An 11,962-nucleotide genomic window follows, 5' to 3' on the forward strand; every position below is an offset into this window, starting at 1 on the left:
CCCGGGCCGGTCCACCCGGGCTCCCTAGGCCGACCCGCCCTAGAGCCGCGGGTCGACCGGCTCGGCCTCCAGCGCCAGGACCGCGAAGACCGGCTCGTGCACCCGCCACAGCGGCTCGCCCCCGGCCAACCGGTCCAGCGCCTCCAGACCGAGCGCGTACTCGCGAAGCGCCAACGAGCGCTTCAACCCGAGCGCCCCGTCGGACGGGCGTTGCGACGGCCCGGGGGCCTCCGGGCCGTCGAGCAGCCGCAGGTACTCCCGGCCGCGGACCTTCACCGCCGGCTGCACCGGCCCGCCCCGCCGGCCCTCCCCCGCCGCGCCCCGCACCGGCGGCTCCGACGGCTTGACCACCATGCCCGGCGCGCCGCCCGCCCCCGTCAGCTGCTCCCACCAGGCCACGGCCGCCGCCGTCGACTCCTCGTCCCCGGTGTCCACCGCCACCCGGGCGGTCGGGCACAGGACCGGGCCGGGCCCGGGGCCGAGGGCGCGGTCCGCCTCGACCAGGCGGTCGATCCGGGCCAGCTGCTCCTCCCGGGATCGGGTCGCGAGGTTCACCCCCTCGGCTGCCAGCACCTGGAACGGCGTCAGCCGTACCCCCCGGACCTCCCGCTCGGCCCGCGCGTACCGGCGGTACGCCTCGGTGTACGCCCGCACGTCCGCCGCTCCGCTCCGCCGACGGCCGGCGGGCGCCGCGACGTCCAGCCCGCGGTCCGCCGCCCGCTCCAGCGCGGCGAGCACCGGCGGCAGCGCCGCCCCCGCCGCCGCGCCGACGGCCGCCCGGCCGCGGTGCGGCGAGGGCCCGTCGGCGCCCGGGCCCGCCCCCGGTCCGGCCCCCGGTCCGACCGCCAGGGTCGCGTCCAGCAGCAGCCAGCCGGTGGCCAGCTCCTCGAAGAGGCCCGCCCGCTCCGCGGCCGCCCGCAGCCGGTCCAACAGGGCGGCGGCGTCCTCGTCGCCGAGCAGCGCCCCGCCCGTCCGCGACCACACCGCCCCCGGACCCGCCGGGCCGAACCGCCGGGCCAGCGCCGCGTCGTCCCGGGAGACCAGCACCACCGCGCGGGAGCCCGGGTGCCACTCCTCGCACAGGACGCGCCGGACCCCGTCCGCGAGGTACCCCGCGAAGACCTCGTCCGGGTGTTCCCGGTAACCGGGCCGACGCGCGGCCGGACCCGGCGGCACCGCGGGCGGCAGGTGGACCAGCAGCCGGGGGTCGACCGCCGACCGGCCCATCGTCTCCAGCGCCGCAGCAGCGTTCGCCGCCCGGACCTCGACCGGGCCCTGAAGCGCCGTCTCCACCACCCGGCGGCCCGCCACGTCGGCGAGGTCCAGCGGCCGGCCCTCCCGCCCGCCCGGCGCGGCGCTGAGCAGCGGCCGGGTCGGCGCGTACCACTGCCGCTCCGCCTCCACGGTGACGAGCTCGCGCTCCGGGTAGCGGAGCGCGGTCAGCTCCCCGCCGAAGACGCAGCCGGTGTCCAGGCAGACCGTGTTGTGCAGGAAGCTCGCCACCGGCAGCGGCGTGTGCCCGTAGACCACCAGCGCCCGCCCCCGGTACTCCTCCGCCCACGGGTGACGCACCGGCAGGCCGTACTCGTCGGTCTCGCCGGTCGTCTCCCCGTACAGCGCGTGCGAGCGGACCCGGCCGGACGAGCGGCCGTGGTAGCGCTCCGGCAGGCCCGCATGGCAGACCACCAGGGCGCCGCCGTCCAGGAGGTAGTGGTCGGTCAGGCCCCGGATGAACTCCCGAACCCCGGCGCGGAACCCCGCCGGCTCGGACTCCAGCTGTTCGAGGGACTCCCGCAGGCCGTGCGAGGGGTTGACCCGCTCGCCGTCCAGGGCCCGGGCGAGCTTCTGCTCGTGGTTGCCCGACACGCAGAGCGCGTGACCGGCCTCCACCATGCCCATCACCAGCCGCAGCACGCCCGGTGTGTCCGGGCCGCGGTCGACCAGGTCGCCGACGAAGACCGCCGTCCGGCCGTCCGGCGGCACCGCGTCCACCGGACGGCCCGCCCCGTCGCGGACGATCCGGTAGCCCAGGCGGGAGAGCAGCGACTCCAGCTCGGCACGGCAGCCGTGGACGTCGCCGACCAGGTCGAACGGGCCGGGCCGGTCACGCAGGTCGGTGCGCCGCTTCTCCAGCACCACCTCGGCGGCCGTCACCTCGTCCGCGCCGCGAAGGACGTGCACCCGGCGGAAGCCCTCCTTCTCCAGCCCGGCCAGGGACGCGCGCAGCTCGCGGTGCTGGCGCGGGATCACCTGGGCCGGCAGGTCGCGGTCCTGCCGGAGGCGGGTGCGCTCGGCGCAGACGCCCGGCGGCACGTCGAGCACGATCGCCACCGGCCGCACGTCGTGCTCACGGGCGATCGCGACCAGCCGCTTGCGGGCCTCCGCCCGGACGTTGGTGGCGTCCACCACCGTCAGCCGGCCGGCGGCGAGGCGCTTGCCGACGATGTAGTGCAGGACGTCGAAGGCGTCGGCGGAGGCGGACTGGTCGTTCTCGTCGTCGGCCACCAGGGCGCGGCAGGTGTCGGAGGAGACCACTTCGGTGGGGCGGAAGTGGCGGCGGGCGAACGTGGACTTGCCCGCGCCGCTGGTGCCGATCAGCACGACGAGGGAGGCCTCGGGCACCGTCACGGCCGTGTCCGCCGCCTTCGCCGCGGCCGCCGGTACGGGGGTGGGAGCGGGCGTGCGGGCAGGGGGCGGGGTCCGGGTGCCGGGGTCCGTCTCGCCGTCGGTCATCGGGGTTCGCCTCCACCGGGGGTCGGGGTACCGCGTCTGAAGAGGGCCGGTCCGGCCGGTCCGGTCACCGTGACGGTGTAGCCGTGCGCGGTCGCCGCCCGTTCCGCCCAGCTGCGGAGGCCGGGACCGCCGGTCCGCGCCGTGACGACGACCGCCGCCGGACGCACCGCTCCGAACACCGTGTGCTCCAGGGCCTGCCGCCGGACCGGATCCGCCCGCAGGAGCGGGCCGGCGTCGAGCACCGCCGCGTCGAAGCCCTTCAGCCGGGCGTCCGCGTACATCGGCGCGCCCTGCACCAGCCTGACCCGGGTCGTCCGCCGGGTCGTCCGCCCGGCCGTGTGCCCGGTGGCCGCCCACTCCGGCGCCGGTTCCGGCGTACGGTCCAGGCCGAGGCGGTCCGCGGCATCGGACAGCGCCCGCAGCGAGGTGTCCACGCCCAGCAGCTCGGTGAACCGGCCCTCCGCCAGCAGCGCGGCGAGCAGCCCGCCCCGGCCGCAGCCGAGGTGCACCACACGGTCGGCCCGGACCTCGCGCAGCGCGGCCAGGACCGCCGCCACGGGCTCGTCGGCAGGCTCGCCGACGCACTCGGGGCCGCCGTCGGGGCCGACCGGGTCGCGGCGGGCCAGCCGACGGGCGATCAGCTCGCGCTCGGGGTGCCCCGCCGGCCAGCCCCCGCCGTCGGCGAGCAGCTTCTCGACCCCCTCCGGCACGACCGGGCCGTCCGTGGCACCGTCCAGGACGGGCAGCAGCACGGCCAGCTGCCAGAGCGCGTCCGCCGGGCGGACGGCCGAGGCCTCCAGCCCGAGCCGCACGAACGGCGACTCGCCCCACTCCGGGAACTCCTCGTCCAGCGGGATCGCCGCCGCCTCGACCCGCCAGCCCAGCGGCTCGAACAGACGCCGCGCCAGGGCCGCACCGCCGCTCCCGACCGCACCGCCGTCGGCGCCGCTCCCGCCGTCCACGCGGACGGCGGGCAGCTCGATCCGCAGCGGAAGCGTCCGGCCGTCGGCCCCCGAGTCCTCCATCGCCGCCCGGAAGACGATCCGCAGCGCCGCCGCGAACCGTGAGGACACCGCGTAGCCGCGGTCGTCGTCGGCCTCCCCCGCCACCGCGCCGGGCCGGGCGGCGGTCCGGCCGCCGCCCCGCCCCCTGCGGGCAGGATCCGCCGTACCGCCCTCCAGCAGCAGGACGGCCGTGCAGCGCTCGTCGTCGGCCTCCGGGAAGAAGACGTGCGCCTCGCCGTACGCGGTCGCGGCCCGCCGGACCTCGTCCGGCGGCCGGTGCAGCAGGCGCGCCAGGTCGGTGGCCGGGCTTCCGGCGGTGCCGGTGGTGGAGATCGACATGAACACCCGTCCGAGTATCGCCCAGCCCAGGGCTGCCGAACAGCCGGTTTCCACCTGGCGCCGGAGGCTCCGCCGCCCCGTCCGGACGGTGAGCGTGTTCGGCACCGGGGGCCCGGATTCGTTAACGTGCACGATGTGACTGCAGATTCCACCACCCCCGTGAGCGGCGCCGTCGCCGTCGGCCTGGCGACCATCGCCGCCGACGGCACCATCCTCGACACCTGGTACCCGGCCCCCGCGCTGGCCGACCGGCCCGGCCCGGCCGGGACCGCCCTCCTGACCGCCGAACAGGCCGAGGCCGAGCTGGGCGCCGGTGCCGCCGAGGCGCTGCGCGCCGATGCGCGCCGCGGCGTCGACGTGGTCGCCGTGCGCACCACCATCGCCTCGCTGGACGAGAAGCCGATCGACGCGCACGACGCCTACCTCCGCCTGCACCTGCTCAGCCACCGCCTGGTCAAGCCGCACGGCCAGAACCTCGACGGCATCTTCGGGCTGCTCGCCAACGTGGCGTGGACCAGCATCGGCCCGGTGCCGGTGGAGAAGGTCGAGCAGGCCCGGCTGGCGGTGCGCGCCCAGGGCGGCCAGCTCGCCGTGTACGGGATCGACAAGTTCCCGCGGATGACCGACTACGTCGCGCCGTCCGGCGTGCGCATCGCCCACGCGGACCGTGTCCGGCTCGGCGCGCACCTGGCCGTGGGCACCACCGTGATGCACGAGGGCTTCGTCAACTTCAACGCCGGCACGCTGGGCACCTCCATGGTCGAGGGCCGGATCAGCGCGGGCGTCGTGGTCGGCGACCACAGCGACATCGGCGGCGGCGCCTCGATCATGGGCACCCTGTCGGGCGGCGGCAAGCAGGTCGTCTCGGTCGGCGAGCGCTGCCTGCTCGGCGCCAACGCGGGCATCGGCATCTCGCTCGGCAGCGACTGCGTGGTCGAGGCCGGTCTCTACGTCACCGCCGGCACCCGGGTGACCACCCCGGACGGCACCGTGGCCAAGGCCGTCGAGCTGTCCGGCCAGGACAACCTGCTCTTCCGCCGCAACTCCCAGACCGGTGCGGTCGAGGTCATCGCCCGTTCCGGTTCCTGGGGCGGCCTCAACGCCGACCTCCACGCCCACAACTGACACGCGTCTCCTCCGGGGAACGGTTTCTTCCCTCCGGGGGTGCCGCCCGCATCCACGGATGCGGGCGGCACCCCCACGGGGTGTCCGAGGGCCCTGGCGCCGCTGCTGCGGCGCGGGGCCCTCTGGCTCGGGCCGGTACTGCCGACCGGTGCGCTGTGCACCGTCTTCCTTTCGGGGCCCCTCCGGCGTCCTTGAGCACCCGCGCCTAACCCAGGCGGCCGCGCCCTGGCAAGCCGGGGTCACCCGGGAGGATGACCGACACCGCCGGTTGGACCGCATCGGGTGGTCGTCGGTGACCCCCGCTCCGGCGAGTTCGTTGGTTGCAGCGGCGAGGGCGTGTCAGGCCGCCCACCGCCGAGAGCGTCACACCGCACCACCGATCCGAAGAGGTCCCCTCATGTCCGAGCACTGGTCCGAGGCGTCCGCCGCCCCGCAGCACCCCATCGACGACGGGTCGGCGGTGCCCGTCACCCCGAAGAGCCTGTTGGAGCAGATGCAGGAGCTGCTCGCCTCGGTCACCGCGGACCTCGCCGAGCTGCAGTCCGCCGGCACTCGCGCCACCGCTCCCACCGGCGCCTCCGAGAGCGGCAGCCCGACCGCCGTCCGCTGACCCGGCACCCCGGCCGCCGCTCCTTCTGCTCCCGCCGCCCCTGCCGCGCCCGGCGGATCGAGCCTGAGTACCGGTAACGGCTTCCCCCGCCCGTCCACGGGCGCGGGGAGCCCGCGGCCGCCCTCCTCCCCCGTGCCGTCCTCCTCGACGCCCCACCCCTCCGGACTCCTGCCCTCGTCGGGCGGCCCGCCTTCACCGGTCATCCGCCCGACGGCCTCCAGCAGTCGGCCGACGAGATCGGTGCACTCCGCTCCGGCGTCGACCCCGTCGATGCACGTCCAGTAGAGGCTCTCGGTGTCGGCTCCGCAGGCCAGCACCACGAGCGTCTCCCCGACGTCCCTCAGCAGCCTGCCGAGCTCACCCAGGGCCGGGCCCGGCTCGCCCAGTTCGGTGAGCCGCCCGGCCCGGCCGCCGAGCCCGAAGGCGGACATCACCGAGGCGTCGCCCGCCGACTGGTCCAGGCAGCCTGCCGCGTGGGCCGCCGACTCGGACAACTGCTGCCCCAGTCCGGCGAGTTCACCGTCCTCGGACTCGGCCAGCCGGGCCCCCACCGCCTCGGTGAGCAGCGCGGCCTGCCGCGCCTCGGCCAGTACGTCCGGGACGTTCCTGGTTTCCGCCAGCGCGTGCCGGGACGTCCTGATCAGTCGCAGCGCCTCCATGTGCGGCCACCTCTCCGTCGCTCGCGGACACCGTGCCCGCGGTCACGGCGAAAGCGTGCGCCGAAGCGGGAGGGTCCGCGCTCGACAGCCGGGAGCCTGTGGAAAACCCGGGGGCTGTGGAGAACTTTCGTCCCCCGAAGGGGCTAGGAGCCGCTCCCGGGGTTGACGTCACCCTCCTCCACCGCGGCTCCGGGTGCCGGGAAGCGCAGCTCGTTCCGCTCGATCTTGGCGGCCAGCGCGGTCAGCGGGTCGACCCCGACGGCGGTGCAGAACTGGAGCAGGTAGGCGAGCACGTCGGCCACCTCGTCCCGCACCCGGTGCGCGCGGTCCGGGTCGGTCATCACCGCCGACGCCTGCTCGGGGGTGAGCCACTGGAAGATCTCCAGCAGCTCACCGGCCTCCACGGTCAGCGCCGACGCCAGGTTCTTGGGGGTGTGGAAGGGCTCCCAGCGGCGCGCCGCGGCGAACTCCACCAGCCGCTGCCGCAGCCCGTCCAGGGTCGGGGCCGCGGACTCCGTCTCTCGTTCGTTCATCCGTCCAGGTCTACCGCACCGCCGCCCGGCACCTCGCCGGCGGGCACCCCGAGGCCACCCGCGCCCGGCCCGACCGCCCCGGACGCCTCTCCCGGGGAGAGCGTCCCGGAGCCCGGCCCCGCGCCCCGCACCGCCTGGGCCGGCACCCGGGCCGTCTCGGTGCGCAGCACGGTGTGCCCGGAGTCCGGGTCCCGCCGGCACTCCACCAGCGCGGCCCCGGGCGGCAGTTCGCCGGGCCCGCCGAGCGCCTCCCGGGCGGCGGCCGGCTCCTGGAGGGTGGCGAGCACCCGCAGCTGGTTGCGGCCGGACATGTCCCGGGCGAGCCGGAGCAGCGAGGCGGTCTGCTCGGTGCCGAGCCCGGCGCCGAGGTCCTCGGCGAGCACGGTGAGCTGCCGGTGCGCCCACGGCACCTCCGCGGCCACGTCGAGGTCGAGCACCCCGGCGCCGGTGAGCAGCACGGCGGCGAAGGCGAGGTGGCGGAGCATGCCGTCGGAGGCCTGGTCGGCGCCGGTGCGGCCGAGGACGCCTTCGTCGAAGACGGCGAGCACCCGCCGGTCGGCTCCGCTGCCGCGGTGCGCGAGGTCGAGTCCGAGCAGCGGGTGCGGCGCGGCGGCCTGGACGACGCGCAGCAGTTGGCCGTACCGGCGGCCGCATTCGTTGCCGAGCCGGGCGATGACGGCGGAGATGTTGGCGGCGGTGCCGACCAGCCGGGCGTGCGGGTCGGGGCGGGCCCAGCCGCGCATCAGGGCGGGCACGGGGTGGACGGGGAAGACCTCGCGGAGCGCGGTGAGGAGTTGCTCGGCGGCGGCCAGGACCTTCCGCTCGCCGGGTGAGGACCCGGCGACGCGCAGCGGGATCTGGGCGGTGATCAGGGTGCCGCTGGGGAAGGGCGCGCGGATGTCGCCCTGCCTGGTGTCGTTGTGCCAGCTGACGTTGACCCGCCGGTTCCGGAGGTCCTGTTCGCCGGTCTCGACGAGGGGCCGGCCGTCGAGGGTCAGCCGTTCCCGGGCGATCCGGACGGGTCCGTCGGTGCGGACGACGATCTCCAGTCCGACGGGGCCGTCGGCGGAACGGACGGTGCAGCCGAGGATGACGGCGTTGCGGCCGTGCGGGACGCAGCCGATCAGGCCGCCGCGGACGGGGGTGGCGAGCGGGCCGGTGGCGCCGGGCAGGCCGTCGAGGGAGTCGGCGATCTCCTCGCCGAGCGCGAACCGGGAGAGCACGGCGAGGGCGTCGAGCGCGTTGGACTTGCCGACACCGGCGGGCCCGTGCAGCACGGTGAGGGGCGCGAGGGGCAGCACCGCGCGCCGGTAGGACTTGAACGAGGTGAGCCGGACCTCCTCGACGGTCGGCCGCCGGACGTCCGGCGGGCCGGGCTCCGGGGTGCGCTGCTGGGGGTGGGCCGGCACGGCGGGCCGGGTGGCGTCGCGGTTCACCCGTCGGACGTTAGCCTCCGGTCGCGCGGCAGAAACGTGCCTGCCCGGCAGATTCATCCCATCGGGGTCGCCCCGCGGGCGCGGCACCGGCGGTTCCGCCGCCCCGGGCGTCCGTCCCGGCCCGTCCTTCGGTTCCACCGCTTCCGAAGCCGCCTCCGAAGCCGCCCCGAAGCCGCTCGAACCCGCCCCGGGACCCGCCCCCGCAGCCCGGGCCCGGCGCCCGACCTGTCACCCGGGCTTCCACCCCGACGCCCGCGCTCGGGGCACGCGCCCGGGGCCCGCAGCCGACGTCCGGGTCCTCAGCGCCGGTAGGCGGCGACGGTGACGGAGGCGGTCACCTCGACGGGGTCGGGAAGTGCGGCGAGCCGCTCCGCCAGCAGCTCCGGGTCGGTGTGCCAGGCGCTGGGGCCCATGCCCACCACGGTCCGCACGTCCCCGGCCGAGAGCCGCAGCGTGAACTCGACCTCGCGCCGCCCGGCGGGCGTCAGGTAGGGCCCGAGCTTCTCGTCGATCCGGCGCTGCTTCTCCTCGTCGACCGAGAGCAGGCCGAGGGCCGCGACGAGTTCGCGCAGGTGGCGCGGGGTGGGCGAGACCAGCAGCAGGGTGCCGCCGGGGCGCAGCACACGGCGGATCTCCGGGCCGTTGCGCGGTGCGAAGACGTTGAGCACCAGCCCTGCGGAGGCGTCCAGCAGCGGTAGCGGCCGCCAGGCGTCGCAGACCACGGCGCCGATCCGGGGGTGGGCCCTGGCGGCGCGGCGCAGCGCGTACTTGGAGATGTCGAGGGCGGCGCCGGGCCGGTCGGGCAGGGCGTCGAGGACGTGCGCGAGGTAGTGGCCGGTGCCGGCGCCGAGGTCGACGACGAGCCCTTCGGGCGCGGCGGCGGTGGCGGCCCCGGCGAGGGCGTCGGAGATCGGCCGGTAGTGGCCGGCGGCGAGGAAGTCGCTGCGGGCGGCGACCATCTCGGCGGTGTCGCCGGTGCCGGTGTGGGCGTCGCCGGCGAGCAGGCTGACGTAGCCCTGTTTGGCGAGGTCGTGGCTGTGCCCGCCGGGGCAGCGCAGCGTGCGCCCGTCGAGGGTGAGCGCCTGCGCGCAGTGCGGGCAGGCCAGGTAGGGCTCGATGTCCTGCAGCAAGGGTCCGTCTTCTCTCGCCATCCGGTCGCGTGGTCCGGCCGGAGGGGCCAGCCTAACGACCGGCGCCGCGCGGGCCCGCATCCGCCGGACCGCCCGTCCGGGGACCGCCCGTCCGAGGAGCGCCCGTCCGGGGCGGGCTCCCGGGGGGCACCGAGCACCCCACGGCCGACGGCACCAGCCCCCACCCCCGCCCCCGCCGCGGCTAGGCCCCCGCCTCGGCCGCGGCCGATCGCTGCGCCGGAACGGTTCGCGCGCTCGCCCCGCCGACCCGCAGGGCGAGGGCGGCCAGCGCCTCGGGCGCACCGGCCTGCCCCCGGATGCCGGGGAACGCGTTGACGTCGACGACGACCGGTTCGGCGGGCCCGTCGAGAAGGTCGACGCCGTACACGTCGAGGCCGAACACCTCGCCGACCCGGAGCGCGAGCAGGGCGCGGTCCGCAGGCAGCTCCGCCGGGCCGAACGCGCCTCCACCGTCTGGGAGTTCGACGGTTCCCGGGTCGGCGAGCTCGGAGCGTCGGCGGGCACAGAACACCTGCCCCGCGACGACCCACAGCTTCTGGTCCCAGCCGGTGCTCGCCAGGTAGGGCTGGACGACGAGGGGTTCGCCGGGCCACTGCTCCGCGAGGGCGCGCAGCCGGGCCGCGTCGTCGACCCGGGCCACGAGGTCGCCGCGGCGGCTGTGGCGGCTCTTGACGACGAAGGGGAAGCCGATCGGCGCAGCGGACCCGGTCCCCGCCACCGGTTCGCCCGGCCGATCGAGCAGCGCGACCAGCTCGGCCGGGTCGGCGACGGTGCGGGTGGCCGCGAACGGCAGACCGGCCCGGTCCGCGAGGTCGGCCATGGCGGTGCGGTCCTGGCAGAGTTCGGTGGCGGCGGCCGGGTTGACGACGGGTGCGCCGCGCTCCTCCAGGTGGCGGGCGAGCGCCAGGCCCTGCGGGGTGTGGGCCTTGAGCAGGTAGACGTCGGCGAGCGGCCCGGGGCCGAGCAGCCCGGCCGGTGCGCCGGCGGCGGGGTCGAGGCTCTCGACCCGGTGGCCGCCGGCGGTCAGCAGTGCGGCGGTGGCGGCGAGGAGCGGGTGGTCCGGGGCGGAGGTGAGCAGGCAGATCCTCATATCGCGCCGCCGACGCCCGCCGCGCCGACGCCCGCTCCCACCGCGCCGCCGCCCTGGACGGGCATCCGCACCGGCTCCGGCGCGCCCCCCACCGTCACGCCGGGCTCACCCGGCAGCGGCCCGCCGGCCAGGCCGGGCGCGTGCGGGCCCGAAGGGACCAGGGCCGCCGCCCCCAGGGCCGCCGAGCCCAGCCCCGGGGCACCCAGCCCCGCCGCGCCCAGGGTCGCCGGCGCGGTGACGGCCGTACCGGTCCTGGCCAGCCGGAGCACCGCCCGCGCGACCCGCGCGACCGCATCGGGCACCTGCCGGAAGCTGGGGAAGTCGTTGATGTCGACGACCACCGGCCCGTCCGGTCCGAGCAGCACGTCGACACCGTAGAGGTCGAGCCCGAACACCTCCCCGACCTGCCCGGCGATCCGCGCGACCTCGGCGGCGAGCGGCACCTGCCGCTCCCGCACCCCCTGGTCCGGGTTGAGCGGGGAGCGGCGCTCGGTGGCGTACAGCTCCCCGTCGACGCAGTACACCTTGAGGTCCGTGCCGGAGTTGGGCACGTAGGGCTGGGCGATCAGCAGGCCCTCACCGGCCAGCAGCGGGCCGAGTTCGGCGAGGTGCCCGGGGTCGCGGACGAAGCGCACGGCCCGCCCGGAGCTGCCGTCGGCGGGCTTGACGACCAGCGGGTACTCGGCGGCCGGGATCTCGGCGAGGCGCTCCCAGCGGGCGGCCGCGTAGGTGACGGGGACGGGCAGGCCCCGGGTGCGGGCGATCACGGAGGCGAGGGCCTTGTCGCGGACGCCGCGGATGGAGCGGGCGTCGTTGACGGTGGTGAGGCCGACGGCGGCGGCCGCCTCCAGCAGGGTGAGGCCGGGACCGCCGGAGACGGTCTTGAGCACCCAGGCGTCATGGCTTCCGGCGCGGACCGCCTCGGACACGGCCATCAGCGAGTCGCCGGGGCGCAGCACGTCCACCCGGTGTCCCCACGCGGTGAGTTGACGCACCACGTCGAGCGGCATGCCGTCGTGCCGGTAGTGCTCCTCCACCAGAAAGCAGAGCTTCATGAGCCTGTCCATCCCCCTCGCTTCACCCAGCGCGGACGTCCGCCGTTCCCGTCCGGCAGAGCTGTAAAGGCCCCAGGATGCCACGCGGCCCACACGCAAGATCGCCCGGCCTGTAAGCGTTCGGCAACAATCGCGCCGAAATGCCCGGGCAGGCCGACGGCGGGCGGCTGCCGGGCCTTGCCCCCGTAGGGCCGGACGCATGCGCACCGATGGCCGGGGCGGCTCCT

9 protein-coding genes are annotated in these 11,962 nt (G+C 76.9%); 1 reads left to right on the top strand and 8 read right to left on the bottom strand.

Features of this window, described 5'->3' with window-relative positions; all coding sequences use genetic code 11:
• Window positions 1-39: 39 nt before the first annotated feature.
• Together OG550_RS12475 and OG550_RS12480 are read right to left on the bottom strand one after the other, a co-directional pair.
• The gene (locus tag OG550_RS12475) at window positions 40-2,733 is read right to left on the bottom strand and encodes a polynucleotide kinase-phosphatase (protein WP_327676940.1); all 2,694 of its coding nucleotides are present in this window, start codon (window positions 2,731-2,733) and stop codon (window positions 40-42) included.
• Window positions 2,730-4,076, bottom strand: coding sequence for a 3' terminal RNA ribose 2'-O-methyltransferase Hen1 (locus OG550_RS12480; RefSeq protein ID WP_327676941.1), 1,347 nt, complete (start codon window positions 4,074-4,076; stop codon window positions 2,730-2,732). The genes OG550_RS12475 and OG550_RS12480 overlap by 4 nt, the downstream gene beginning before the upstream one ends.
• Window positions 4,077-4,211: 135 nt before the next feature.
• Here OG550_RS12480 and dapD point away from each other — a divergent pair, with 135 nt between their 5' ends.
• The gene (dapD, locus tag OG550_RS12485) at window positions 4,212-5,201 is read left to right on the top strand and encodes a 2,3,4,5-tetrahydropyridine-2,6-dicarboxylate N-succinyltransferase (RefSeq protein WP_327676943.1); all 990 of its coding nucleotides are present in this window, start codon (window positions 4,212-4,214) and stop codon (window positions 5,199-5,201) included.
• A gap of 363 nt (window positions 5,202-5,564) precedes the next feature.
• Here dapD and OG550_RS12490 read toward each other — a convergent pair whose 3' ends face one another.
• From OG550_RS12490 to OG550_RS12515, 6 genes are all read right to left on the bottom strand, one after another.
• Window positions 5,565-6,470 carry a DUF6099 family protein gene (locus OG550_RS12490; protein WP_327676945.1) on the bottom strand — a complete coding sequence of 302 codons (906 nt, stop codon included), beginning with the start codon at window positions 6,468-6,470 and terminating at the stop codon, window positions 5,565-5,567.
• A gap of 143 nt (window positions 6,471-6,613) precedes the next feature.
• A complete protein-coding gene (locus OG550_RS12495) occupies window positions 6,614-7,003 on the bottom strand; it encodes a nucleotide pyrophosphohydrolase (RefSeq protein ID WP_327676947.1) in 390 nt (129 codons plus the stop codon).
• Window positions 7,000-8,439, bottom strand: coding sequence for an AAA family ATPase (locus tag OG550_RS12500; protein WP_327676949.1), 1,440 nt, complete (start codon window positions 8,437-8,439; stop codon window positions 7,000-7,002). The genes OG550_RS12495 and OG550_RS12500 overlap by 4 nt, the downstream gene beginning before the upstream one ends.
• A 299-nt stretch (window positions 8,440-8,738) precedes the next feature.
• The gene (locus OG550_RS12505) at window positions 8,739-9,569 is read right to left on the bottom strand and encodes a putative RNA methyltransferase (RefSeq protein ID WP_327676951.1); all 831 of its coding nucleotides are present in this window, start codon (window positions 9,567-9,569) and stop codon (window positions 8,739-8,741) included.
• 202 nt (window positions 9,570-9,771) lie between these two features.
• Entirely contained in the window at window positions 9,772-10,680 is a 909-nt protein-coding gene (locus tag OG550_RS12510; protein WP_327676952.1) for an ATP-grasp domain-containing protein, read from the bottom strand.
• Window positions 10,677-11,735, bottom strand: coding sequence for an ATP-grasp domain-containing protein (locus OG550_RS12515; RefSeq protein WP_327683835.1), 1,059 nt, complete (start codon window positions 11,733-11,735; stop codon window positions 10,677-10,679). Before OG550_RS12515 ends, OG550_RS12510 begins: the two co-directional genes overlap by 4 nt.
• Window positions 11,736-11,962 lie beyond the last annotated feature (227 nt).

This window comes from Kitasatospora sp. NBC_00458 (assembly GCF_036013975.1).
Lineage (GTDB): Bacteria > Actinomycetota > Actinomycetes > Streptomycetales > Streptomycetaceae > Kitasatospora.

Bases quoted from the DNA above. Each gene is read 5' to 3' on its own strand.
- OG550_RS12475 (WP_327676940.1), bottom strand. From the start codon at position 2,733: ATGACCGACGGCGAGACGGACCCCGGCACCCGGACCCCGCCCCCTGCC.
- OG550_RS12480 (WP_327676941.1), bottom strand. From the start codon at position 4,076: ATGTCGATCTCCACCACCGGCACCGCCGGAAGCCCGGCCACCGACCTG.
- OG550_RS12490 (WP_327676945.1), bottom strand. From the start codon at position 6,470: ATGGAGGCGCTGCGACTGATCAGGACGTCCCGGCACGCGCTGGCGGAA.
- OG550_RS12495 (WP_327676947.1), bottom strand. From the start codon at position 7,003: ATGAACGAACGAGAGACGGAGTCCGCGGCCCCGACCCTGGACGGGCTG.
- OG550_RS12510 (WP_327676952.1), bottom strand. From the start codon at position 10,680: ATGAGGATCTGCCTGCTCACCTCCGCCCCGGACCACCCGCTCCTCGCC.
- OG550_RS12515 (WP_327683835.1), bottom strand. From the start codon at position 11,735: ATGAAGCTCTGCTTTCTGGTGGAGGAGCACTACCGGCACGACGGCATG.